The sequence below is a fragment of the Pseudomonas sp. SAS7 genome (assembly GCF_052112345.1).
Taxonomy (GTDB): Bacteria; Pseudomonadota; Gammaproteobacteria; order Pseudomonadales; family Pseudomonadaceae; genus Aquipseudomonas; species Aquipseudomonas putida_Q.
In genome coordinates, this window is the sequence record NZ_JBEGGO010000027.1 from 1 (window position 1) to 25299 (window position 25299).

The 25299-nt window shown below is 62.9% G+C and carries 22 protein-coding genes; 9 read left to right on the plus strand and 13 right to left on the minus strand.

Annotated features, from left to right (window positions below; translation table 11 throughout):
• Positions 1-181 precede the first annotated feature (181 nt).
• The gene (locus tag ABI582_RS27985) at positions 182-1546 is read left to right on the plus strand and encodes a PQQ-dependent sugar dehydrogenase (RefSeq protein WP_442120905.1); all 1365 of its coding nucleotides are present in this window, start codon (positions 182-184) and stop codon (positions 1544-1546) included.
• A gap of 11 nt (positions 1547-1557) precedes the next feature.
• On the opposite strand, the gene ABI582_RS27990 is transcribed toward ABI582_RS27985, so the two are convergent.
• The 6 genes from ABI582_RS27990 to ABI582_RS28015 form a co-directional block, all read right to left on the minus strand.
• Entirely contained in the window at positions 1558-4104 is a 2547-nt protein-coding gene (locus ABI582_RS27990; RefSeq protein WP_442120906.1) for a dermonecrotic toxin domain-containing protein, read from the minus strand.
• A 186-nt stretch (positions 4105-4290) separates the two neighbouring features.
• The gene (locus tag ABI582_RS27995) at positions 4291-4824 is read right to left on the minus strand and encodes a C40 family peptidase (RefSeq protein WP_338746338.1); all 534 of its coding nucleotides are present in this window, start codon (positions 4822-4824) and stop codon (positions 4291-4293) included.
• Positions 4825-4965: 141 nt separating this feature from the next.
• Positions 4966-5616 (minus strand): C40 family peptidase, encoded by a 651-nt coding sequence (locus tag ABI582_RS28000; RefSeq protein WP_338746337.1) that lies wholly within the window; start codon positions 5614-5616, stop codon positions 4966-4968.
• Positions 5617-5743: 127 nt separating this feature from the next.
• Positions 5744-6451: a DnaA regulatory inactivator Hda gene (hda, locus tag ABI582_RS28005; RefSeq protein WP_442120907.1), complete on the minus strand. Its 708-nt coding sequence runs from the start codon at positions 6449-6451 to the stop codon at positions 5744-5746.
• Positions 6452-6686: 235 nt separating this feature from the next.
• Entirely contained in the window at positions 6687-7760 is a 1074-nt protein-coding gene (locus ABI582_RS28010; RefSeq protein WP_442120908.1) for an AI-2E family transporter, read from the minus strand.
• A 12-nt stretch (positions 7761-7772) separates the two neighbouring features.
• Positions 7773-8840, minus strand: coding sequence for a DUF2066 domain-containing protein (locus ABI582_RS28015; protein ID WP_442120909.1), 1068 nt, complete (start codon positions 8838-8840; stop codon positions 7773-7775).
• Between the two features lie 255 nt (positions 8841-9095).
• Here ABI582_RS28015 and purM point away from each other — a divergent pair, with 255 nt between their 5' ends.
• From purM to ABI582_RS28035, 4 genes are all read left to right on the plus strand, one after another.
• Positions 9096-10154, plus strand: a complete 1059-nt coding sequence (gene purM / locus ABI582_RS28020) for a phosphoribosylformylglycinamidine cyclo-ligase (RefSeq protein WP_016485267.1) — start codon at positions 9096-9098, stop codon at positions 10152-10154.
• Entirely contained in the window at positions 10154-10807 is a 654-nt protein-coding gene (gene purN, locus ABI582_RS28025; protein ID WP_442120910.1) for a phosphoribosylglycinamide formyltransferase, read from the plus strand. Before purM ends, purN begins: the two co-directional genes overlap by 1 nt.
• Positions 10808-10815: 8 nt before the next feature.
• A complete protein-coding gene (locus tag ABI582_RS28030; protein WP_338746333.1) occupies positions 10816-11526 on the plus strand; it encodes a DUF3108 domain-containing protein in 711 nt (236 codons plus the stop codon).
• Positions 11527-11744: 218 nt separating this feature from the next.
• Positions 11745-11927 (plus strand): hypothetical protein, encoded by a 183-nt coding sequence (locus ABI582_RS28035; RefSeq protein ID WP_016501110.1) that lies wholly within the window; start codon positions 11745-11747, stop codon positions 11925-11927.
• 45 nt (positions 11928-11972) lie between these two features.
• Here ABI582_RS28035 and ABI582_RS28040 read toward each other — a convergent pair whose 3' ends face one another.
• From ABI582_RS28040 to ABI582_RS28070, 7 genes are all read right to left on the minus strand, one after another.
• Positions 11973-12512, minus strand: coding sequence for a DUF2058 domain-containing protein (locus ABI582_RS28040; protein ID WP_442120911.1), 540 nt, complete (start codon positions 12510-12512; stop codon positions 11973-11975).
• 26 nt (positions 12513-12538) lie between these two features.
• On the minus strand, positions 12539-13372 hold the full coding sequence (gene mazG / locus ABI582_RS28045) for a nucleoside triphosphate pyrophosphohydrolase (protein WP_442120912.1): 834 nt from the start codon (positions 13370-13372) through the stop codon (positions 12539-12541).
• 124 nt (positions 13373-13496) lie between these two features.
• The gene (relA, locus tag ABI582_RS28050; RefSeq protein ID WP_019473071.1) at positions 13497-15737 is read right to left on the minus strand and encodes a GTP diphosphokinase; all 2241 of its coding nucleotides are present in this window, start codon (positions 15735-15737) and stop codon (positions 13497-13499) included.
• Positions 15738-15833: 96 nt separating this feature from the next.
• Positions 15834-17192 carry a 23S rRNA (uracil(1939)-C(5))-methyltransferase RlmD gene (rlmD, locus tag ABI582_RS28055; protein ID WP_442120913.1) on the minus strand — a complete coding sequence of 453 codons (1359 nt, stop codon included), beginning with the start codon at positions 17190-17192 and terminating at the stop codon, positions 15834-15836.
• Entirely contained in the window at positions 17193-18092 is a 900-nt protein-coding gene (cysM, locus tag ABI582_RS28060; RefSeq protein WP_041167848.1) for a cysteine synthase CysM, read from the minus strand.
• A 159-nt stretch (positions 18093-18251) separates the two neighbouring features.
• On the minus strand, positions 18252-19643 hold the full coding sequence (locus ABI582_RS28065) for a histidine kinase sensor domain-containing protein (protein WP_442120914.1): 1392 nt from the start codon (positions 19641-19643) through the stop codon (positions 18252-18254).
• Between the two features lie 3 nt (positions 19644-19646).
• Positions 19647-20366, minus strand: coding sequence for a response regulator transcription factor (locus ABI582_RS28070; protein ID WP_442120915.1), 720 nt, complete (start codon positions 20364-20366; stop codon positions 19647-19649).
• A gap of 192 nt (positions 20367-20558) precedes the next feature.
• Here ABI582_RS28070 and ABI582_RS28075 point away from each other — a divergent pair, with 192 nt between their 5' ends.
• From ABI582_RS28075 to ABI582_RS28090, 4 genes are read left to right on the plus strand one after another with little or no spacing between them, the layout of a single operon-like run.
• Complete coding sequence (locus ABI582_RS28075) at positions 20559-23342, plus strand: response regulator (protein ID WP_442120916.1); 2784 nt, start codon at positions 20559-20561, stop codon at positions 23340-23342.
• A gap of 13 nt (positions 23343-23355) precedes the next feature.
• Positions 23356-24345, plus strand: a complete 990-nt coding sequence (locus ABI582_RS28080; RefSeq protein ID WP_338746327.1) for a 2-hydroxyacid dehydrogenase — start codon at positions 23356-23358, stop codon at positions 24343-24345.
• A gap of 31 nt (positions 24346-24376) precedes the next feature.
• Positions 24377-24814, plus strand: a complete 438-nt coding sequence (locus ABI582_RS28085; RefSeq protein ID WP_016501120.1) for a hypothetical protein — start codon at positions 24377-24379, stop codon at positions 24812-24814.
• Positions 24811-25215: an META domain-containing protein gene (locus tag ABI582_RS28090; RefSeq protein WP_338746326.1), complete on the plus strand. Its 405-nt coding sequence runs from the start codon at positions 24811-24813 to the stop codon at positions 25213-25215. Before ABI582_RS28085 ends, ABI582_RS28090 begins: the two co-directional genes overlap by 4 nt.
• Positions 25216-25299: the final 84 nt, after the last annotated feature.

Sequence of the window (25299 nt, forward strand, 5' to 3'; positions counted from 1 at the left end):
CGCTCGGCCTCCTGAAGTCGCAATCTGCGTCGCCTGGACTATCGCGCGCTTAGAAGCAAAAGCCGAAGCAAGAGCAAGAGCTGGAGCAGGAGCAAAAGCAGGAGCAGGAGCAAACGGAGGGGAACCTGGCGAACCCGGCCGGCCTCTCAACTCAATAGGCCTTCTTTAGAGGACGCCGCACATGAAATGCCTGATGCCTTGGTTAATCGCAGCCAGCCTGGCAGGCTGCGGCGAAACAGCCCTGTTGAGCGTAAACGACGGCAGCGGGCCAACCCCCCGCCTCCCCACCCCCGTCCCAACACTGATCCCCACCGTAAACATCGCCCCCGCAGTCGGCTGGCCAAAGGGCACCAAGCCGACCGCAGCACCAGGCACGCAAGTCGAAGCCTTCGCCAGCGGCCTCGACCACCCACGCTGGCTCTACTTGCTGCCCAACGGCGATGTGCTGGTGGCCGAGACCAACGCGCCACCCAAGCCCGAAGATGGCAAGGGCATCCGCGGCTGGGCCATGGGCAAGGCGATGAAACGCGCCGGCGCGACCGTACCCAGCGCCAACCGCATCACGCTGCTGCGCGATGCCAACCACGATGGGGTTGCAGAAACCCGCACCCCTTTCATCGAAGGGCTCAACTCCCCCTTCGGCATGGCCTTGGTGGGCAAGGACTTGTATGTGGCCGACACCGACAGGTTACTGCGCTTCCACTATGAAACGGGCACCACGCAGATTCCCGAAAAGGGCCACCCGGTAACCGAGCTGCCCGGCGGGCCGCTGAATCATCACTGGACCAAGAACGTGATCGCAAGCCCCGACGGCAAGAAGCTTTATGTGACGGTTGGCTCTAACAGCAACGTCGGGGAGAACGGTATGGAGAAGGAACAAGGACGCGCCGCTATCTGGGAAGTGGACCCGGCAAGCGGCAAGCACCGGCTGTTCGCCACCGGCCTGCGCAACCCCAATGGCCTGGCGTGGGAGCCGCACAGCAACGTTTTGTGGACAGCAGTCAACGAGCGTGACGAAATCGGCAGCGACCTGGTGCCCGACTACATCACATCTGTAAAAGAGGGCGGCTTCTACGGCTGGCCCTACAGCTACTATGGGCAACATGTGGACGAGCGCGTGCAGCCGCAGGCTCCGCAGAAAGTAGCCCAGGCGCTGAAACCGGATTATGCGGTTGGCCCGCACACCGCATCGCTAGGGCTGGCGTTCATCGGGCCCGGCGTATTACCGACGCCTTTTGAACAAGGGGCACTGGTCGGCCAGCATGGCTCGTGGAACCGCAAGCCGCACAGTGGCTATAAGGTGATATTCGTGCCGTTCGACCGTTCAGGCAAACCTGCAGGGCAACCCATCGATCTGCTCACAGGTTTTCTGGATAGGCAGGACAAGGCGATGGGCCGGCCGGTGGGCGTGATCAATGATGGTCGCGGTGGGGTATTGGTGGCCGACGATGTCGGCAATGTCGTCTGGCGAGTCAGCAAGAACGCCGAGCACGGTATGAACCAGGGTACTGCTGCCCATGCTATTCCCGGCAGCAGCACTTACTGATAATTCCAGCATCAGGCCGGGAAAAAACGTTGCGCCAACGTAGGTGTACGGAACTGCGCTCTATAGGCGGCCTCATCGAAAGGCAGCCCCGTGCGCAAGTCATACACAGGGCCAGAGGCAGGCTTGCCGGTTTGCCCCAGCGTCACCTTGATGAAGCGGTAATGCTCACCAAACACCTGCTCCAGGCCCTCGATGCGCAAGTAGTGACCCGGCAGCATCAGCGATTCGCCCTCTTTCCAGTAAATAGAAAACGCGCTGATCGGCGTTACCCCTGCGTGACGCCCCGCCGCCAACTCGAACACCACCGAGCTGTCGTCGAAAAGCCCAGGTAAACCGCCCGGCGCCTGGCCGAAGGGCAAACAGGCAAACTCAGTGACCTTGTACGGGTTTTCAGTGAATGAAGTCAGGTCACTATTGACTAGCACATCACCAACTCGCAGCTGGCCATTTCTGTAGTGCTCGCCACCGGTACCTCGCGAGCGGTGCCCCCCGCGATACAAGGTCACCTCGTTGCTTTTGGGGAGCAACCCCAAGCTATCGGCCAGATCATTGATGTAGCTGTCTTCGTCTCCGTACTGGTAACGCCCCGAGCGGAACACATCGTTCACGGTGGACTCGTTGCTGGTGTACCACTCGACCAGCGCATTGAAATACTCATGCCCATAGCGATAGGAATAGTAAGGCCGGCCACCGACCTTGACGCAATCCAGGCCGCGCTCATCAAGGTCCGGCGCCTGCCCGGCCGGCAACTCGGCCACAGGCCATTTCTCCAGCAATGCTGCCTGGCGCTCCAGAGCCCCTTCAGCCAGCCGCGTGCTCAACGCGTCGTCGATGGCCGTGTAGGTATCCCAGAACGGCGACGATGTACTGGGTATTTCTTCCACAACCGGAGGGCTGCCGCCAAGCAATCCAGGCGGACCCAGCAACTCCCACTCACCCGCCGTATTCAAACGTATGGGGTTGAGCGGGCCGAAGGCATACGGGTTATCAACGGGCACCACCAACCAGGCAGCCAGCTCATGGCTGTACCGCACCCGGTAAGGAAGGCCATTCAATGTTACCCAGCACTTGCCATCGTCAGTCATGCGAATGCCACGCAGGCGCCCGCTCAAGCCCAACTCACCACCCAACAGTGCGTTGGTCTCTTGGCCCTCCACCGAGAGCGTGGCACTGGCGCTTGCCTGCCAGTGCTCCAGGGCAATGCCTGTTTCATGGGGCGGTGCCGGTTTTGCAACGGACACCAGGCTAGACCGTGCAGTTACATCTAACAGGTTGAGGCTTGCGAACAGGCTGTCGATAACTGCCGAACGCAGCGCCCGCTTGCGCGATTGCGCATCTGCCGCGAGCAGGGCTTCGTCTATATCCAGGGCCACCTTGGCCACACCCGCGCCGAGCAACATAAGGGATATTGGCCAACCCAAAGGAACGAACCCGCCAAAGACCCCTATGAATGCTGACAGGTAACCGCTGAGCATTGCCTTGCGCAGGCTTGCGTTGTCCCGCATCAGTAGCGCATTGCGGCGCATCTCGGCGCTCGACTGCTCGGTGACGTAGGTGAAAAAGTCACCTATGAGCGGACGCTCGAAAAGCTTGAGTGCGATCAGTGCCGCCTCATCCGAGCGGCTATCAGCGATGCCCTTCAGATGTATCCTGATCAACTCTCGCCTGACGCTATCGTGCGGGTTGCTGTGCACGCCTGCGATAAAGCTGTCTAGTGCTTGCGGGGTTTGCAATTGCGCTGCAAGCCAACTGGCCATTGCCAGCTCGGAATCGAATGCCCTGAGCGCCTCACTGTGCCAGGGCAAGTACGCCAGCACCCGCCCATCTTGTGCCTGCAAGCTGAACAGGCATCCCCTGTCCCCTTCGCCAAATACGTAGCGCAAGACCGACAACGCGGGCTCGTTGTTGGCCTGACGCAGCTTCTCAAGCGTGGGCAGCTCATCGTCCGCCAGCGTGTTGGCTACCATGGCACGCAACTGCCGCCAATCAGACTGCGAGATTCGTTCGCCGCTCAGGGCACGTCTTCCTTCCCCCAGCAGGTTGGCTTTGACCAGTAGTCGAAAATTAGTCCCGTGAGTCTCCCAGAAGCGCTCGACCTCCTCGCGATAAAGCGTTGCGAAGTCCAACGCCCACAGGTCTTGCTGCACCGCGCTGCCGAGCATGCGAATTTCATTACGCTCGTCGTAGTAAGCCGCGTGAGGCCCCTGCCAATAGAACCCTCCGCGCAGGTCTAGCTCATCGGCAGCATCTTGGAAGTAGACATCGAAGCGCTCTATTACCAGCTCGGTGAACACCAGCGACTTCTGCGGTGGCCCGCCATGCTGCCAGCCCGTAAAACTGCGGCTGCTGGAGCTTTGGGTATTGAACTGGTGCCACCAGACGAACCGCGGGTCCATGTGCTGACCGGTGTGCTTGTAGACGAGCTGCTCCGCGTGCCTGCTCGCCAGCAGGTAGGCATCAGGGTAATCACGCAGCACCTCATCGGCCAACCGCAGGAACGGGATCACAGCATCTGCAACCTCGAGGCTGCGTCGGGTTTGTTCTTCGATCTTGCTCACGGCCCACTCCAGATGGCACCCAAAGGCGACATCCTGGTATTCCCATGGCGTAAGTAGCAGTAGGTAAAAACTACCGGGGAGAAAGGCGCGGCGTGGTCATGAAGGGCAAGGCACGGCGCCGCAGGCGTTGCACGACACATGCAGAAGCAGCGCTGAACTGCTTCTGTGGTATGCCACTCAACGGTGTCAGGGGTTCTGCGCCAGGTGCCCTTGCGGAATTACGCGCTTGGCCTGCAGGTAGGCCTTGGCCCAGTAGCTGTTGGACAGGTAGTCCAGACGCACCGTACCGCCCGTTGAAGGCGCATGCACGAAGCGCCCTTCCCCGACATAAATGCCTGCATGACTGACCTGCGAACCGCCACTGGTGGCAAAGAACACCAGGTCACCGGATTGCAGAGCCTTGGCATCCACCGTCGGTGCGCGCATGCCGATCATCTCCCGCGTCGAACGTGGCAAGCTGATACCGGCAGCGTCACGGTAGACGTACTTGATCAAACCACTGCAGTCGAAGCCGGAGTCAGGCGTATTGCCGCCCCACCGATAGGGTGTACCCACCAGACCGATGGCGCGGATCAATACGTCGTCGGCAATTGGCGAAGGGCTTGGCTGGCTGTAGGAAACCTGTGGCTGAACCACAGGGGCCGGCGCAGGCGCACGGCTGGAGCAAGCAGCAAGCAGTGCCGCCAGGGAAAGAAATGCAAAGCGCGCCATCTTTATCATGGCCAGAACATCCTGTCTGAGACCGCTGCGCCGCAGCCGAAAAGAGTTGAGAATTTAGATTAGACGCTTTCTGTAAATGCGCACGGCGGCGAGCTTTTTTTCAAAAGCATCGCCGCCGTGGCAGGGTATATCATTTCGCCATCAATTGCGCGCGATGTTGGTCGGCGCCATGGCCAAGGCACGCTTGGCTTCGATGAAGGTCTTGCTCCAGTAGCGGTCACCGAGGCTGTCGATGCGCACGCCACCGCTGCGGCGGCTGCTGGAGTGGATGAACTGGTTGTCACCCAGGTAGATGCCGGCATGGCTGACGCGACCGCGGCCATTGGTGCTGAAGAACAGCAGGTCACCTGGCTTGAGCTTGTTGCGGGCCACTTTCGGGGCATCGACGTTGATCATTTCACGCGTGGAGCGCGGCAGGGTCATGCCCGCCTCTTCGCGGAACAGATAGCCGATGAAACCACTGCAGTCGAAACCGGACTTTTCCGAGGTACCACCGAAGCGGTAACGGGTGCCGATCAACGACATGCCGCGCTCGAGAATGCTGTCCGCCAGGACTGGCAGTTGGTAAGGCTTGCTGGTGCTGGAGAAAGCAGCCAGGTCATCTTCAGTGGCCAGCTCTTCCGGTTCGCCGAATACCGACGAGGACGAAGCCTTGGCCTTGATCACCGATTGTGCGGCGACCGGGGTGTGATCCTGCTGCGGCTCTGAATGAGATGCCGGGCCGTGGGCCGCGCAGCCAAAAAGCAGGGTCACGAGTGCGAGTGGCACGAGGGGTGCGAAGCGCTTTAGCATGGGCACGACCGTGTCTGTAATCCTTTAGAAGGGGGAAACTATGCCCTCTATCATGGCCATTTGCAAATTTTATCGAAAAAGATGTGACTTTTCTGTATTACCGCTCTGGCCCAGCGTTTTCAGGGGGTTACCAGCCCAGGGTTTCCTTGAGGAACGGGATGGTCAGCTTGCGTTGTGCCTGCAGCGAAGCCTGGTCGAGCCGTTCGAGCAGGTCGAACAGCGCACTCATGCTGCGCGCACCGCGGGTGAGGATGAAGTGGCCGACTTCGTCGGTAAGGTGCAGGCCGCGGCGCGAAGCACGCAACTGCAAGGCACGCAGCTTGTCTTCGTCGGACAGGCCACGCATCTGGAATACCAGGGCCAGAGTCAGCCGCGACTTCAGATCCGGCAGCTTGATCGGCAGCTCCCGTGGCGATGCCGAGGCGGCCAGCAGCAGGCGCCGGCCACTGTCGCGCAGGCGGTTGAACAGGTGGAACATGGCCTCTTCCCAGTCTGCCTTGCCGGCGATTACATGCAGGTCGTCGATGCACACCAGCTCGTACTGGGCCAGGTAATCGAGTACTCCCACACCACGATCGAGCAGTTGCGCCAATGGCAGGTAGACGGCGGGTTCGCCGCGCTGCTGGAAACGATGGGTGGCGGCCTGCAGCAGGTGGCTACGGCCCACACCCTGCTTGCCCCACAGATAGATAAGGCTCTCGGTCCAGCCGGCGTCGGCTTCGCATAGCCGCTCGACGTAACCCAATGCCGCAGCATTGGCGCCCGGATAGTAGTTGATGAAGGTGGCGTCATCGCGCAGGCGCACACCCAGGGGCAACTGGATCGGTGGTTTCATGCTCGCGGGCGGTCGGCAGGACCGCAGGGGGCCTTTGGTGAACAATCTGCAAAGTCTATACCCGCAACGCAAGGCGCACAATCACGGCAATAGATAGCGCAAGCAAAATCAACAAGTTGCGCTATTTTGGGGCTGATGGTGCAAGTCATTCGATGTTCGGCGCCTGTGAGATCGAGCGCCGCGCGGGCGGCGCTCGATCTCACTGCCGCCCCAACCCCCAAGACGATCCCGACCATCACAACTCCGGGTCAATGTCTCCGGCGTACATGTCCGATTCCTTGTACAGGTCATGCGCATGACGCAGCAGCACCATGATCACCGCTGCCACCGGCAGGGCCAGGAGCACCCCGGTAAAGCCGAACAGCTCACCACCGGCGAGAATGGCAAAGATCACCGCCACCGGGTGCAGCCCGATCCGATCGCCTACCAGCAACGGCGTCAGCACCATGCCTTCCAGCGCCTGCCCGACCATGAACACCGCAACGATACCCAGCATCGGGTACAGGTCGCCGCCAAACTGGAACAGGCCGGCCACCAGCGCGGCACCAATGCCGATGATGAAGCCCATGTACGGCACGATGGCGGCTAACCCCGCGAGCATGCCGATCAGCAGGCCCAGTTCCAGCCCCACCAGCATGAGCCCGGCCGAATAGATGATGCCCAAGGCCACCATCACCATGAGTTGCCCGCGCACGAATGCCCCCAGCACTTCATGGCATTCGCCTGCCAGGCCCACTACTTGCGGCTCACGCTGGCGCGGCAGCAGGCCGCGCAGCTTGGCCATCATCAGGTCCCAATCACGCAGCAGATAGAAACCCACCACAGGGATCAGCACCATGTTCGCCAGCCAGGCCATCAATGCCAGGCTGGAGGCGGTGGCCTGGGACAACAGCATGCCCACGATATCGGTGGTCTGCCCCATATGCGCGCCGATGGCGGTCTTGATCTTGTCGAACTTCCAGAAGCCATCGGCCAGGCCCAGGCGACCCTGCACCCATGGCAGCGCCACCTGTTCGAGCCAGTCGAGCATCTGCGGCGCCAGCTCGTACAGGCGCACCAGCTGCTTGGCTAGCATCGGCACCAGCACCAGCAGCAAGGCCATCAGTAACAAGGTGAACAGCCCGAACACCACCACCACGCCCCAGGTGCGCGACAGCCCCAGGCGCTCCAGGCGGTCGACCAGCGGGTCGGCCAGGTAGGCCAGCAGGATGCCGACCAGAAACGGCGTAAGAATATTGTGCAAGCTATAAAGCAGCACAGCGATCAGCAGGGCAGCACCCAGCCAGATCCAGCGACGAACATCGATCAAGGTATGCTCCCTTTACCAGCGAAAACGCAGGCCGTCGAACGGCTTGGGCGCAGGCGGGGCCGGCGCGGGTTGCTCACCCGTTGCACTCGCGACCGGGGCTGGCGTGACGGGCACTTCAGGCGCCTGCTCTGCGGGTAGTTCCTGCAACTTGGCCAGGCCAAGCTGGGCACGCAATTGCTCGCGGTTGCCGGTCACGCCATAGGTCAGGGTGGTGCCTTCAACCATCTTCAGGCGCGGGCCGTAGGGCTCAAGTACCCGGCCAAGCTCGGCATAGCGCTGCAGGCTCATCCCCTGTACTTGCACCTGCATCTGGCTACTGGCGCCCGGGCGGGCGACATAACGCGGCGCCAGGCGGCTGCTTACCGCCAGCATCACCGCATCGGCCAAGGCTGCCGGGTCGGCCCCCTCGGCAGTGCCTTGCTCACGCTGGTCGCCCAGCCACAGCTGCCACTTGCCCTGCCACTTGCCATCGGCTTCCTGGGCATGTACCGCCAGCAAGGCGTCGGCGCCATAGCGCTCGGAGGCCTCACGCAACGGTGCCGGGTCGCTGCCTTCGATCTGCTTGGCATTGGCCACCAGTTGCTCCTGCAAATCGGCCAGCGGCAGGCGCAGCGGCAGGCCACGGTGCTGGGCGGCACGACGCAGAGGCTGGGCGCTGGCCTGGCCGTCACCGACCAGGCTGCTGCCGTCGACACTGTCGTTCAGCCACCAGCCGAGAATCGAAGGCCGATTGCTGCCCCACAGCGCGAGGCCGGCCTTGCGCAGGGCACGCTCAGTACTGCCCGGGTCGAACTCCACCAGCACCGACTCGGGCGGGCCGGCTTCGCTGCCAACCTGGTTGATGATTTGCTGCGGGTCATTGCGCAGCTCGGCCAGCGCCGGGCTCTGCGCGGCCTTGGCGTCGCCGGTCAGGCGCAGCACCAGCGTGTCGAGGGCTTTGGCGGTAGCTGCGGTACGGGCTTCAGGGCCCTGCCCTGTGACCGGCTCGCGTACCTGATAAAGGCCGGAGACATTTTCCGCCTGAGCGGTGGCCGCTATCAGGGCCAGGCAGCCGGTTGCCAGAATATTGAAAAAACGCATGGAGGATTCCTGTCCAGTCGAGCACGAAGCTCGCTACTTGCAGCTTATACACATGCAACCACATCAACCACCCTCGGCCCTTTTTCAACAATTTACCGCCCTGCCCGTCGGCCTGAGGATGGCCGCTGCCCGGCAACCCTGATAAAATCGCGCGCCTTCACAGACCACTGATGTTTCAGGCAGCCGCCGCTTACCCGCCGGTCTTGGCCGTCATGGTCGTTTTTAAGAATCCCTCCCTCCTAAAGGCCTGGATCAATGAGCAAGCAACCCTCCCTGAGCTACAAGGACGCCGGTGTAGACATCGACGCCGGCGAAGCACTGGTCGAACGCATCAAGGGCGTGGCAAAGCGCACTGCACGCCCTGAAGTCATGGGTGGCCTGGGCGGCTTCGGCGCCCTCTGCGAGATCCCGGCCGGCTACAAGCAGCCAGTGCTGGTCTCCGGCACCGACGGCGTTGGCACCAAGCTGCGCCTGGCGCTGAACCTGAACAAGCACGACAGCATCGGCCAGGACCTGGTCGCCATGTGCGTCAACGACCTGGTGGTGTGCGGTGCCGAGCCGCTGTTCTTCCTCGACTACTATGCCACCGGCAAACTGAACGTAGACGTGGCTGCCACCGTGGTTACCGGCATTGGCGCCGGTTGCGAACTGGCCGGTTGCTCGCTGGTCGGTGGTGAAACCGCCGAAATGCCTGGCATGTACGAAGGCGAAGACTACGACCTGGCCGGCTTCTGCGTGGGCGTGGTGGAAAAGGCCGAGATCATCGACGGCTCCAAGGTTGCCACTGGCGACGCGCTGATCGCCCTGCCGTCTTCGGGCCCGCACTCCAACGGCTACTCGCTGATCCGCAAGATCCTCGAAGTGTCCGCCACCGACATCGAGAACACCCAGCTGGACGGCAAGCCGCTGACCGACCTGCTGATGGCGCCTACCCGCATCTACGTCAAGCCGCTGCTGCAGCTGATCAAGAACACCGGTGCCGTGAAGGCCATGGCCCACATCACCGGTGGCGGCCTGCTGGACAACATCCCGCGCGTACTGCCGAAAAACGCCCAGGCCGTGGTTGACGTAGCCAGCTGGCAGCGCCCGGTGGTGTTCGACTTCCTGCAGGAAAAAGGCAACGTCGACGAGCACGAGATGCACCGCGTGCTGAACTGCGGCGTCGGCATGGTCATCTGTGTAGCCCAGGATCAGGTCGAAGCCGCCCTGAACGAACTGCGCGCCGCCGGTGAGCAGCCATGGGTCATCGGCCACATCGCCGAAGCCGCCGAAGGCGCCGCCCAGGTCGAGCTGCAAAACCTCAAGGCACACTGATGCCAAGCAAGACCTGCAATGTAGTGGTGTTGCTGTCGGGCTCCGGCAGCAACTTGCAAGCCCTGATCGACAGCTGCCAAGCCCAGGACAGCCCGGTGCGCATCCGTGCGGTGGTTTCCAACCGCGCCGATGCCTACGGCCTGCAACGGGCGGCGGCGGCCGGCATCGATACGGTCGTGCTCGACCACACCCAGTTCGACGGGCGTGAGGCCTTCGATGCCGCACTGGTGGCGCGCATCGACGGTTTCACCCCGGACCTGGTGGTGCTGGCCGGCTTCATGCGCATCCTCAGTGGCGGCTTTGTGCGCCATTATCAGGGCCGCCTGCTCAACATCCACCCGTCGTTGCTACCCAAGTACAAGGGCCTGCATACCCATCGCCGGGCGCTGGAGGCAGGCGACGCCGAGCATGGCTGCAGCGTACACTTCGTGACTGAGGAACTCGACGGCGGCCCACTGGTCGTACAGGCTGTGGTACCGGTGGCGTCTGACGACACCGTCGAAAGCCTGGCCCAGCGGGTACACCACCAGGAACACCTGATCTACCCGCTGGCGGTGCGCTGGTTCGCTGAAGGGCGCTTGCGCCTTGGTGAACAGGGTGCATTACTGGATGGCCAGCCGCTGGCGGGCAGCGGTCACTTGATTCGATCCTAGGAGATTTTATGCGTCGCGCCCTGCTCTTGGCTCTCGCCGTGCTTGCCCTGCCCCTCCAGGCAGCTGACCTCAAGCCTTTCTCGGCCAGCTACACCGCCGACTGGAAGCAGCTGCCCATGAGTGGCACCGCCGAACGCAGCCTGGTCAAGAATGCCAATGGTACCTGGGACCTTAACTTCAAGGCCTCCATGATGATCGCCAGCCTGACCGAGCAAAGCACCCTGCGCCTGGAAAACGACACCCTGCTGCCGCAGAAGTACCACTTCGAGCGCGGCGGCCTGGGCAAAGCCAAAAAGGTCGACCTGAACTTCGACTGGACCGGCAAGAAGGTCACCGGCAGCGACCGTGGCGATGCCGTCAGTTTGCCGCTGATCCGTGGCGTGCTGGATAAGTCGTCCTACCAGCTGGCGTTGCAACATGATGTGGCCGCCGGCAAGAAGAGCATGACCTATCAGGTCGTTGACGGTGACGAGATCGACACCTACGACTTCCGCGTGCTGGGCACTGAAAAGGTCGCCACCAAGACCGGCCAGGTCGATGCAGTGAAGGTCGAGCGTGTGCGCGACCCGAGCCAGAGCAAGCGCATCACCGAGCTGTGGTTCGCCAAGAACTGGGACTACCTGCTGGTGCAACTGCGCCAGGTCGAGACTGATGGCAAGGAGTATGTGATCGTGCTGCAGGATGGCACGGTCGATGGCAAGCCGGTGAAGGGCAACTGATCCCGCACTGCCAGCAGCACCCGAAGCCCCGCCCAGTGCGGGGCTTTTTCATGCCGGCCTTGTGCGTTTACCCGTGGCCGCTCCCACAAAAAGCCAGGCCCGGAAGCCGTACATGAAACTTGTTTCATGGCTGTTTTATTTACTTAGCCTGCTAACAAACTCTATAAAGAGGGTGTGCGACACACTGTCGCAGCCAACTGAAGAAGTGGAGTTTACCGATGACAGTCCAAGTAACCGAACGCGACGAATCGAAAATGTCCCACGAAGGCCTGGCCGCTGGCGTGCGGATCTGGGATGTGCACCAACAGGGTCAACTGGTGGGCATGTTCCACAATGAACACGAAGCACATCAGTACCGCGCAGAGCTCGAAGTCCTGGAAAGCCAGCGCACCACCCAGTGAGCACTCTTCAAATAAAAAACCCCGCCAAGGCGGGGTTTTTCGTGTTTACCACATCAGGTCGTCCGGGATCTTGTAGGCCGCGTACGGGTCGTCCTCGTCCGCTTCCTCGACATGGGTATTGAGCAGCAGGATACGGTTAGGGTCGCGCTCCTGGATCTTCACCGCTGCCTCACGGGGAATGACCTCATAGCCGCCGGCATGGGCCACGACGGCCAGTGCGCCGTTACTCAACCGGGTCCGCATCAAGGCGTTGACGGCAATGCGCTTGACCTTCTTGTCGTCGACGAAGTTGTAGTAATCCTCGGTGTTCAGCTTAGGCAGGCGCGTGGCTTCGATCAACTGCTTGACCTGTGCCGCACGGGCTTTCTGCTCAGCCTTTTCCTGCTGCTGGCGATTCAGCTCCTGGTCGCGCTTGACCTTTTCGGCCATGGCTTGCTTGGCGATGCGCTGTTGGCTGTCGTCGATTTCGACCTGGCCTTTGTGCTCCATGCGCTTCTGTTTCTTTTCAGCTTTGTTGGTCTGCGAGACCTGTTTCTGGTTGACCAGACCGGCTTTGAGCAATTGGTCGCGAAGGGAAAGGCTCATGAATGTTCACTCACTTATGCAACAGCTCAGCCGCAGCTGGGCAGGTTCTTTTCCTGACGTTTGGCTTCACCCCAAAGGGCATCCAGTTCGTCAAGGTTACAATCTTCAATGGGGCGGCCACTGTCGCGCAATGCCTGCTCGATAAAACGGAAACGTCGCTCGAACTTGCGGTTGGCGCGGCGCAGGGCATTTTCAGGATCTTGCTTGAGATGGCGAGCCAGGTTGACGGCGGCAAACAGCAGGTCGCCGACCTCATCCTCGAGCGCATCGGCATCACCGTCGGCCATGGCCTGCAGTACTTCATCCAGCTCTTCGCGCACCTTGTCCAGCACCGGCAATGCTGCTGGCCAGTCGAAACCGACCGTGGCCGCACGCTTCTGCAGTTTGGCTGCCCGCGACAGGGCCGGCAAGGCCGACGGTACGTCGTCGAGCAACGACAACTGTTCGGGCTGGCTTTTTTCTGCGCGCTCTTCAGCCTTGATTTCTTCCCAGCGCGATTTGACCTGCGCCTCGCTCAGGCTGGGGGTGTCCACGGGCGCATACAGCTCGCCCGTGGGGAACACATGCGGGTGGCGGCGGATGAGCTTGCGGGTGATGCTGTCGACCACGCCATCGAACTCGAAACGCCCCTCCTCCCGGGCCAGCTGGCTGTAGTAGACCACCTGGAACAGTAAATCGCCCAGCTCACCTTGCAGGTGCTCGAAATCACCACGTTCGATGGTGTCGGCGACCTCGTAGGCTTCCTCGATGGTGTGGGCAACGATACTCGCGTAGTTCTGCTTCAGGTCCCACGGGCAGCCGTACTGCGGGTCGCGCAGACGGGCCATGAGGTGCAGCAGGTCTTCGAGGGTGTAAGTCATGTAAGCAGGTCCTTAGGCGGTGGCTTCTTCGCGGGTAAACCCGCTCCCACAGGTTCAGTACACGTCTCAGGATTTGCACGAACCCTGTGGGAGCGGGTTTACCCGCGAAGCAGGCGCCCCGGTCTCAAGGGGTACGATTACGCCGCGTCTCGATGATGTTCGGCAACTGCGAGATCCGCCCCAGCAGGCGGCCCAGCGCGTCCAGGCCAGGAATCTCGATGGTCAGCGACATCAGCGCGGTGTTGTCTTCCTTGTTCGAGCGGGTGTTCACCGCCAGCACGTTGATCTTCTCGTTCAGCAGCACCTGCGACACATCGCGCAGCAGCCCTGGGCGGTCGTAGGCGCGGATGACGATGTCGACCGGGTAGGTCTGCACCGGAATCGGCCCCCAGCTCACCTGGATCATGCGCTCCGGCTCCTTGCCCGCCAGTTGCAGCACCGAGGCGCAGTCCTGGCGGTGGATGCTCACGCCTCGGCCCTGGGTGATGTAACCGACAATGGCATCGCCCGGCAGTGGCTGGCAGCAGCCGGCCATCTGCGTCAGCAGGTTGCCGACCCCCTGAATCTGGATGTCACCACGCTTGCCGGTACGCGGCCCGGTAGGCTTGCGCGGCACCAGCTCGATCTGCTCGATGCGCTCGGGCTCCAGCAACTGCTGGGCGGCGTTGACCAGGTGGGCAAGGCGCAGGTCGCCCGCGCCAAGCGAGGCGAACATGTCCTCGGCGGTCTTGACGTTGGTCTTCTCGGCCAGGCGTTCGAAGTCCACCTGCGGCAAGCCCAGGCGGCTGAGTTCGCGCTCGAGCAAGGTCTTGCCGGCAGCGACGTTCTGGTCACGCGCCTGCAGTTTGAACCAGTGCACGATCTTGGCCCGCGCCCGCGAGGTGGTGACGTAGCCCAGGTTGGAGTTCAACCAGTCCCGGCTGGGGTTGCCGTGCTTGCTGGTGATGATCTCCACCTGCTCACCGGTCTGCAGGCTGTAGTTCAGCGGCACGATACGGCCGTTGATCTTGGCACCCCGGCAGTTGTGGCCGATCTCGGTGTGCACACGGTAGGCGAAGTCCAGCGGGGTCGCACCTTTGGGCAGGTCGATGGCGTGGCCGTCAGGGGTGAACACGTAGACCCGGTCCGGCTCGATGTCGACCCGCAACTGCTCGACCAGGCCACCGATGTCGCCCAGCTCTTCGTGCCATTCCAGCACCTGGCGCAGCCAGGAGATCTTCTCTTCGTAATGATTGGAGCTGGGCTTTACGTCGGTGCCCTTGTAGCGCCAGTGGGCACAAACCCCCAACTCGGCTTCTTCATGCATGCCGTGGGTGCGGATCTGCACCTCCAGCACCTTGCCCTCGGGGCCGATCACTGCGGTGTGCAGCGAGCGGTAGCCGTTTTCCTTGGGGTTGGCGATGTAGTCGTCGAACTCTTTGGGGATGTGCCGCCACAGCGTGTGCACGATACCCAGCGCGGTGTAGCAGTCGCGAATTTCCGGCACCAGCACCCGCACTGCACGCACGTCGTAGATCTGGCTGAATTCCAGGCCTTTGCGCTGCATCTTGCGCCAGATCGAATAGATATGTTTCGCCCGGCCACTGATGTCGGCATTGACGCCCGTGGCCAGCAGCTCGTTCTGCAGCTGGTTCATCACGTCGCTGATGAAGCGTTCGCGGTCAAGCCGGCGCTCGTGCAGCAGCTTGGCAATCTGCTTGTACTGGTCGGGTTCGAGGTAGCGGAAGGACAAGTCTTCCAGCTCCCACTTGATGTGGCCGATACCCAGGCGGTGCGCCAGCGGCGCATAGATGTCGAACACCTCACGCGCGACACGCAGGCGTTTCTCGTCGTCGGCGGCCTTGACCGCACGGATCGCGCAGGTACGCTCGGCCAGCTTGATCAGTGCCACACGCACATCATCGACCATGGCCACAAGCATCTTGCGCAGGTTCTCGACCTGCGCCTGCGAGCCCAGCACCAGCGACTGCCGCGGGCTGAGGCTGGCGCTGATGGCGGCCATGCGCAATACGCCGTCGATCAGCTTGGACACCACCGGACCGAACCGCTGGCTGACCTCGGCCAGGGTCACCTTGCCCTCGCGTACCGAACGGTAGATGACCGCGGCCACCAGGGAATCCTGGTCCAGCTTGAGGTCAGCGAGGATTTCGGCAATTTCCAGGCCCGCCTGGAAGCTGGACGTACCGTCCGCCCAGGAATGCTTGGCCGGGTTGCCCTTTTTCTCGATCTCATGGGCAAACTCGCAGGCTTCTTTGAGCGCTGCGCGATCCAGTGCCGAATCGACGCTTACCACATGGTCCAACCATCCTTCGAGATTGATACTGCCGTCGGTGTTGACCGGCTGGTGCACTCTCACCTGTACCATCTTTGTTTTACCTTTCCATACAGCGCACCACGCGGGTGCGCTGGCGATCACCGTGTGGCTGCCATTCCATGGAAGCCACACCAAGGGGCCAGTCTGCTAGCCCGCTTCGAATAACGCCATGGCCTCGACATGCGCCGTTTGAGGAAACATGTCGAGAATCCCGGCCCTTTTTAACCGGTACCCCTGGCCGACCAGCACCTGCGCGTCTCGCGCCAGCGTGGCCGGGTTGCACGATACGTAAACCAGCCGTTTGGCCTGGAGGCGTGCGATGCCTTGCACCACCTCGAAAGCACCGTCGCGCGGTGGATCCAAGAGTACCGCAGAAAAGCCCTCGGCGGCCCATCCGGTGCCTGCCAAAGGCTGCGATAAATCGGCCTGAAAAAACCGTGCGTTATGCACATTGTTGTTCCGGGCATTGGCCGCGGCCCGATCGACCATGGCCTGTACACCTTCGACTGCCACGACCTCGCGGGCCTTGCGGGCCAGCGGCAGGGCAAAGTTGCCCAGGCCGCAGAACAGGTCCAGCACCCGTTCGTCGGCCTGCGGGTCGAGCCAGGCCAGCGCCTGCTCGATCATCGCCGTGTTGACCTGGGCATTCACCTGCACGAAGTCACCCGGGCGCCAGGCCAGCTCAAGCTGCCACGGCGCCAGGGCAAAGCCCAGTTGCGCGGCAGGGTCCACCGGCGCCGGCTCATCTTCACCCTGCAGCCACAGCTGGGCATTGGCCTGTTCGCAGAACGCCTGCAGCTTTGCCAGGTCTTCTGCCGGCAGCGGCGCAACGTGGCGCACCAACACTGCCTCGGCGGTGCCACTGAACAATTCCACGTGGCCCAGCGCCTGCGGTTTGCTCAACGAGCGCAGCACCGTCGGCAAGTGGCGCAGAATGGACTGCAAGGGCTGTACCAGCACTGCGCAATCCTCGATGGCAATGATGTCCTGGCTGGCTTCGGCACGGAAGCCCACCTCCAGCTGACGCGCCTTGACGTCCCAGCGCACGGCCACACGGGCCCTGCGCCGGTAGCCGAATTCCGGCCCGCTCAGGGGTGCCGCCCATTCCTCGGGTTGCACCCCGGCCACCCGCTGCAGTTGCTCGGCCAGGGTGCGCTGCTTGAGCGCCAGCTGCGCATCATGCGGCAGATGCTGCAGGTTGCAGCCACCACAGCGCGCATAATGGCGGCACGGTGCTTCACGGCGCTCGGGGCTGGCCTGCAGCAGCCGCTCCAGGCGGGCCTCGACCACTTTGCCACGGGCGTTGAGCACCCGCGCCTCCACGGCCTCACCGGCCAGGGCACCACTGACGAACCAGGTGCGCCCGTCGAGGAAGGCGATGCCACGGCCGTCACCGGCCAGTCGCTCGATGTCCAGGCGCTGCTTCTTGCCCACGGGGACCTGGGGAGTGCGGTTGCCGCCGGCCGGTTGGAAGCGCAGGCCGCTGTTGCTTTTTTTCTTGGACATTTAGCTCGGATCAAACAGGCCGGTGGACAGGTAACGGTCGCCGCGGTCGCAGATGATGGCGACCATCACGGCATTTTCCACTTCGCGGGAAAGGCGCAGCATGGCTGCAACCGCACCACCAGAAGACACGCCGCAGAAAATGCCCTCTTCACGGGCAAGGCGGCGGGTGGTGTCTTCGGCTTCCTGCTGCGACATGTCGACAACGCGATCGACGCGGGTGGCGTCGAAGATTTTCGGCAGGTATTCCTCGGGCCAGCGGCGAATGCCCGGAATGGCCGAGCCTTCCATCGGTTGCAGGCCGATGATCTGTACCGCCGGGTTCTGCTCCTTGAGGTATTGCGAGCAACCCATGATGGTGCCGGTGGTACCCATGGAGCTGACGAAATGGGTAATGTTGCCCTGGGTCTGCTGCCAGATCTCAGGGCCGGTGCTGTTGTAGTGGGCAATCGGATTGTCGCCGTTGGCGAACTGGTCGAGCACCAGGCCGCGGCCTTCGGCCTGCAGCTTCTCAGCCAGGTCGCGGGCGCCTTCCATGCCCTCCTCCTTGGTCACCAGGATCAGCTCGGCGCCATAGGCGGTCATGGCGGCCTTGCGCTCGGCGGTGGAGTTGTCGGGCATGATCAGAATCATCTTGTAGCCCTTGATCGCCGCCGCCATTGCCAAGGCGATACCGGTGTTGCCGGACGTGGCTTCGATCAGGGTGTCGCCGGGCTTGATCTGGCCACGCAATTCGGCGCGGGTGATCATGGACAGCGCCGGGCGGTCCTTCACCGAGCCGGCAGGATTGTTACCTTCGAGCTTGAGCAGGAGGGTGTTGCTGGTTTCACCAGCAATGCGCTGCAGGCGAACCAGGGGCGTATTGCCGACGCAATCGGCGATGGTTGGGTACTGCAAGGTCATGGCGTATTTCACAATCCGGACGGCAGGGGCGCCTATCATACCGGCAAACCCCTCGCGGCCATATCACGCAATCTGTGGTGTATATAGCTACAAGCTATAACGTGGACCTGTGCGGGCCTCTTCGCGGGTAAACCCGCTCCTACAGGTACTCCACTGGCCTCAAGAGTAGTGGTGACCCTGTGGGAGCGGGTTTACCCGCGAAGGGGCCGGCACATGTAACGGCAATCGCATCCACAGCCGCAGCCCATGCTTGCCATTCTGCGCCCACAAGGTCCCGCCCTGGCGCTGGATGGCACTGCGGGCGATGCTCAAGCCCAGGCCAAAACCACCATCCCCCGGCCGAGAACCGTCTAGCCGCGAGAACGGCGCGAAGATCCGCTCCAGGTCTTCTTCAGCCACACCGCCGCCTTCATCCTCCAGCCACAGCCGCCAATAACTGCCTTCGCGCTGCCCACCCAGGCGCACCACACCCTCGGGCGGCGAGTGACGAATGGCATTGCGCAAGATGTTTTCCAGCGCCTGGGCCAAGTGGTTGAGGTTGCCCTGCACCCAACAGCCTGCCGGCACTTCGCAGCGCAGGCGCGCGGGCGACCAGCCGCTCTCGTAGCTGGCATTCTCGGCCAGCAGCTCCCAAAGCGCGTGGACCTCGATGGGCTCCAGGTTCATCGGCGCCCGTTCGGCGTCCTGCCAGGCCAGTTGCAGGGTGTCCTCCACCAACTGCTGCATGCAGTCCACTTCACGGGTCAGGCGTTCGCGCAGGCGCTGCAGGTCGGTTTCGCCGTCACAGGCCACCCGTAACCGGCTCAATGGCGTGCGCATTTCGTGGGACAGGTCGCGCAGCAACTGCTGCTGCATGGCCACCGTGCCCTGCAGCCGCTCGGCCATCTGGTCGAAAGCGCGGGCCAGCTCGCCCAGTTCGTCATGCCGGGCAATGGTGCGCGAGTCGAGGCGCGCCGCCAACTGATCGGCGCGCCAGGCATTTGCCTGCTCACGCAGCTGGTTCAGCGGCACGATCAACATACGGTACAGGCCCACGCACAACAGCAAGGTGAACAGGCCAGGGATGATGCCGTTGGTGACGATGCGCCACAGCAACCGGTACTGGTCCGGGTTGAACCGCTGCGGCAGTTCGATCACCAGCATGCCCTGCTCCGGTGCCCCCGGAAACGGTATGCGTACCCACGGCTGGTCGACGCTGCGCCGGCTCATCGGCCAGTCGACACCGCGCAGGCGCGTCAGCCGCTGCATGATCTGCGGATTGAGAGTAGCGCTGTCGAGCGGTCGCAGGTTGATATCGAGCACGCCAACCCAGCCCCGTTCGCGCTGGTGCATCGCCGTCACCCACTGGTCCAGCCCTTCCCGCCCACCGCTGCGCCACGCCTGCTCAGCCTCACTGGCGTAGCCCCGCAACGTCTGCCGCGCCGGTTCCGAGAGGAAGGCGTTCTGGATTTCCATGTGCCGGCCCCACGTGTAACTGAGGCCGATCATCAGCAGGCAAAAGCCCACCAGCAGGATGGCCAGCTTCCAGAACAGCGAATGGCGGTCAAGCATGGCTCACTCTGCCTCGCCGGTGCTGAGTACGTAACCCTTGCCCCACACGGTACGGATCTGCCGCTCGTGATAGTCGATGCCCTTGAGCTTGCGGCGGATCTGGCTGACGTGCATGTCCAGGCTGCGGTCATGCCGCGAATAGCCGCGCTGCAACACATGCTGGTAAAGAAACGGCTTGCTCAGGACATCATCGAAGTTGCGGTTGAGGATGTCGAACAGCCGGTATTCGCTGGGGGTCAGGCCTGCCAGGCGGCCATTCAGGCGTACATCGCACAGCCCCTCGTCGAACTGCAGCTCGCCGCAGGCAGCCTGCTCCTGCGGGGCTTGATGACGGCGTTCGAGGGCCACCCGGCGCAGGATTGCCTCGATGCGCACCTGCAGCTCGGCCATGCTGAAGGGCTTGGGCAGGTAATCGTCGGCCCCGCGCTGGAAGCCACTGATGCGGTCGGCCTCGGCACCCAGCGCCGACATCAGGATCACCGGCGTAGCGCTGCGCTTGCGCAGCTGCGCCAGGGCGTCCAGGCCGTTCAGCCCGGGCAGCAGGATATCCATGAGCACCACATCGAAAATCTCGCGACCAGCCGTTTCCAGGCCCTCCAGCCCATTACGGCACCAGGTGACCTGGAAGCCGCCACGTTGCAGCTCTTCGTGCAGGTAGGCACCCAGGACCGGGTCGTCCTCGATGGCGAGGATATTGGAGTTGTAAATAGCTACAGGATTCATTGGCAACTGCCATGCATTCTCAATTGCGCAATTATTGAGCATCCACTGCCTGCCAGGCAACCGCCCTGCGACCAATGCCCGGCAACAACGCAAAACAGCGACTAAAGAGGTGCAATAGCGCTGCAGGCGGAGTAACTTCCCGGCTTGGCCGTCATCGCTGGACGGCTTCCAGGCACATCACAGGAGGCGAGTGTGCTCGATCGCTTGGGAATCCGCAGCCGGGTTCTGCTACTGGCCCTGCTGCCTGCCGGCCTGATGGCCCTGGTGCTGGGCAGTTACTTCACCTGGCTGCAACAGAACGACCTGCGCACCCAGCTGTTGCAACGCGGCAAGATGATCGCCGAGCAACTGGCGCCATTGGCTGCACCCGCCATGGCCCGGCTTGCGCCCGCACAGCTGGAGCGCATTGCCGCGCAAACCCTGGAGCAGGCCGACGTACGCGCCGTTGCCTTCCTGGCCCCGGACCGCACGCGTTTGGCACACGCCGGCCCGAGCATGCTCAACCAGCCGCCAAGCGGCGGTACCGGCACGCAATTGCTGCAGCGCAGCGGCAATGACGCCACCCGCTATTTGATGCCCGTATTCGGCCACCACCGCGACCTCGCCACCGATGCCGTGCCGGCCGAAGCCGAGCGCCTGCTGGGCTGGGTCGAGATCGAGCTGTCGCACGACGGCACCCTGCTGCGCGGTTACCGCAACTTGTTCACCAGCCTGTTGCTGATCCTCGCCTGCCTGGTACTCAGCGGCCTGCTGGCGCTGCGCATGAGCCGCACCATCAACGACCCCATCGAACGCATCAAGCACGCGGTCAACCAGCTCAAGGACGGCCACCTCGAAGAACGCCTGCCGACCATGGGCAGCCATGAGCTGGACGAGCTGGCCCGCGGCATTAACCGTATGGCCGAAACCCTGCAAAACGCCCACGAAGAACTGCAGCACAGCATCGACCAGGCCACCGAAGACGTACGCCAGAACCTTGAAACCATCGAAATCCAGAACATCGAGCTGGACATGGCGCGCAAGGAGGCCCTCGAGGCCAGCCGCATCAAGTCTGAGTTCCTGGCCAACATGAGCCACGAGATCCGCACCCCGCTCAACGGCATCCTCGGCTTTACCCACCTGCTGCAGAAAAGCGAGCTGACGCCACGCCAGCTGGACTACCTGAACACCATCGAGAAGTCCGCCGACAATCTGTTGGGGATCATCAACGAGATCCTCGACTTCTCCAAGATCGAGGCCGGCAAGCTGGTGCTCGACAGCATTCCGTTCAACCTGCGCGACCTGATCCAGGACACCCTGACCATCCTCGCCCCGGCCGCCCACGCCAAGCAGCTGGAATTGCTCAGCCTGATCTACCGCGACACCCCGTCTTCACTGATCGGCGACCCGCTGCGGCTCAAGCAGATCCTCACCAACCTGGTCAGCAACGCCATCAAGTTCACCCGCGAAGGCACCATCGTCGTGCGCGCCATGCTCGAAGACGAGCACGAGGACAGCGCGCAGCTGCGCATCAGCGTGCAGGACACCGGTATCGGCCTGTCGCCGCAAGAGGTGCGTATGCTGTTCCAGGCTTTCAGCCAGGCCGACAACTCGCTGGCCCGCCAACCTGGCGGCACAGGGCTGGGGCTGGTGATTTCCAAGCGCCTGATCGAGCAGATGGGCGGCGAAATCGGTGTTGACAGCACCCCGGGTGAAGGGTCGCAGTTCTGGATCAGCCTCAACCTGCCCAAAGCCCACGACGACCTCGAGGAGCAGCCGATGCAGCCGCTGCTGGGCCGCCGTGCAGCTATCGTCGATGGCCACGAGCTGGCGCGCCAGGCGCTGGAGCACCAGCTGGAAGACTGCGGCCTCAGCGTCAGCCTGTTTGCTTCCTATGACCAGTTGCTGCAAGCGGTACAGGCCGCCAGCCAGGCCGGCCTGCCGTTCGAGTTCGCTGTGCTCGGGGCCAACCTGGGCAACCTGTCGCCCGAGCAACTGGGCCACTACTACCAGCAACTCGAGCGTTACCATTGCCAGTGCGTGGTGCTATGCCCCACCACCGAGCAGGCGCTTTACCACCCCTACCTGCCCAACGGCCATGGCCAGTTGCTGTCCAAGCCCACCTGCACCCGCAAACTGCGCCGCCTGCTGATGGAGCTGGTGCAGCCGCGCCGTCCGCAGGGCGAGGTGCACAGCGTCAACGGCCAGCGCCAGCCGAAGATCCTTTGCGTTGACGACAATGCCGCCAACTTGCTGCTGGTTCAGACCCTGCTCGAAGACCTGGGCGCCCAGGTGCTGGCCGTCGACAACGGCTATGCAGCAGTACAAGCCGTGCAGGACGAGCCGTTCGATCTGGTCCTGATGGACGTGCAAATGCCCGGCATGGATGGCCGCGCCTGCACCGAGCAGATCCGCCTTTGGGAAAACACCCAAAGTGGCAACCCGTTGCCGATCGTCGCCCTCACCGCCCATGCCATGGCCAACGAAAAGCGCGCCTTGCTGCACGCCGGCATGGACGATTACCTGACCAAGCCGATCAGCGAGCGGCAACTGGCCCAAGTGGTAATGAAGTGGACGGGGTTGAGCCTGGGCGTACCGCAACAGGCACAGCCCGAGCAATTGGCCAGCGATGATGACCTGAAGGTGCTCGACCCCGAAGAAGGCTTGCGCCTGGCGGCAGGCAAGGCCGACCTGGCGGCCGACATGCTGAGCATGCTGCTGTCCTCGCTGGACGCCGACCGCGAGGCCATACGCGCCGCCCGCGAGGCAAACGACCGCACCGCCCTGATAGAACAGGTACACCGCCTGAACGGTGCCTCGCGCTATTGCGGCGTGCCACAACTGCGCGCTGCCTGCCAGCGCAGCGAGACCTTGCTCAAGCAGGACCACCCACAGGCGCAGCAAGCGCTGGATGAGCTGGACGGCGCAATCAGTCGGCTGGCGGCGCAGGCCAGACTAAGTGCATGGCCGCTGCTGTGGCCTACACAGCATTTGTAGGAGGAGCCCCACGATGCGCACCCTGTTGTTCAGCAGCCAGCATTACGACCAGGAAAGCTTTACCCAGGCGGCCAGCGGCAGCGCGCTGGAGCTGCACTTCCAGCCCGCCCGCCTGACCCTCGACACCGCCGCCCTGGCCAGTGGCCATGAAGTTGTTTGCGCCTTCATCAATGACGAACTCGATGCCCCGGTGCTCCAGCGCCTGGCCGAAGGCGGCACACGCCTGATCGCCCTGCGTTCGGCCGGCTACAACCACGTCGACCTAGCCGCTGCCAAGCGCCTGGGCCTTGGCGTGGTGCGCGTGCCGGCCTACTCGCCACACGCCGTGGCCGAACACGCCGTGGCACTGATCCTGGCCCTCAACCGGCGCCTGCACCGGGCTTACAACCGCACCCGCGAAGGCGACTTCACCCTGCACGGGCTGACCGGTTTCGACCTGCACGGCAAAACCGTCGGCGTGGTCGGCACCGGCCAGATCGGCGTTGCCTTCGCCCGCATCATGGCCGGCTTCGGCTGCCAACTGCTGGCCTATGACCCTTACCCCAACCCGGAGCTGCTGGCCCTCGGCGCGCGCTACCTGACCTTGCCCGAGCTGCTGCGCGAAGCCCGTATCATCAGCCTGCACTGCCCGCTGACCGAGCACACCCGGCACCTGATCAATGCACAAAGCCTGGCCCAGCTGCAGCCCGGCGCCATGCTGATCAATACGGGCCGTGGCGCACTGGTCGACACCCCGGCACTGATCGACGCGCTGAAAAGCGGCCAGCTTGGGTACCTGGGCCTGGACGTCTACGAAGAAGAAGCCCAGCTGTTCTTCGAGGACCGCTCCGACCTGCCGCTGCAAGACGATGTGTTGGCCCGCCTGCTGACTTTCCCCAACGTGATCATCACTGCCCACCAGGCCTTCCTTACCCGCGAGGCGCTGGACGCCATTGCCGCGACCACGCTCGACAACATCAACCGCTGGGCGGCAGGCAATCCACAGAATCTGGTAATGGGTTAGTGCTAGGATACGCGGCATTTCTGGAGGACCCATGGTCGAGCACGATTTCCGCTACACCCTTTTTAACCCGCAACACACCCTGATCGAGTGCCGTGCACTGGTGCCAGGCCGCTATCAGGTCACCGGCAACGGTGGTTCGATGCATAAAGGCGACACCCTGCTGGTGACCCTCAAGGGCAGCAAGGATTTGTCCATGCGCTTGACCGTGGACAGCGTGCGCCATCTGATCAACCCGCGCGGTCAGTGGGTCGCCGTGGCCAGCGGACCGGTGTTCAACGAACTGGAAATTCTCACCTGGCAGGTCGAGTGCGACAGCTGCGACGCCGTGCTGGATTTTGAATTTGCCGTGGACGCCAAGCTGGGCAAGAAAGCCCGTCAGCCCGCCGCCAGCGCACGCATTGCCGAGCTGGGTTGGGCCAGCCGTGGCGAAAAACACCTGTGCCCGCGTTGCCAGGAGAGCGCCGAGTGAAGAATCTGCTGACCGGCGTGCTGATTGCCACCGGCCTGCTCGGCTGCGCCGCACAACCTTCAAAGCTGCAGCAGGAGCGCAGCTACGTGCTGGAGTGGATTGGCGAGCGCCCGCTGATCGACTACAGCCACCTGACCCTGACCTTGGCCAGCGACGGCCGCGCCTATGGCAACGGCGGCTGCAACCACTGGTTTGCGCCGTATACGCTGGAGGGCGAGCGCCTGAGCTTCGGCAAGGTCGGCAAGACCCGCAAGCTGTGCGCACCGGCGTTGATGGAGCAGGAAAAGCGCTTTTTGCAGGCGCTGGAAACGGTTCAACGCTGGGATGTGTCGCCGGTGGAGCAGATGCGCTTCTGGCCGGCCGAGGGCAAGCCCCTGCGCTTCTGGCCTGAAGAAGGCTGACATCATGGGGGCTGCTTTGCAGCCCTTCGCGGCACAAGGCCGCTCCTACAAGGGCGCGCGATTCCCTGTAGGAGCGGCATTGTG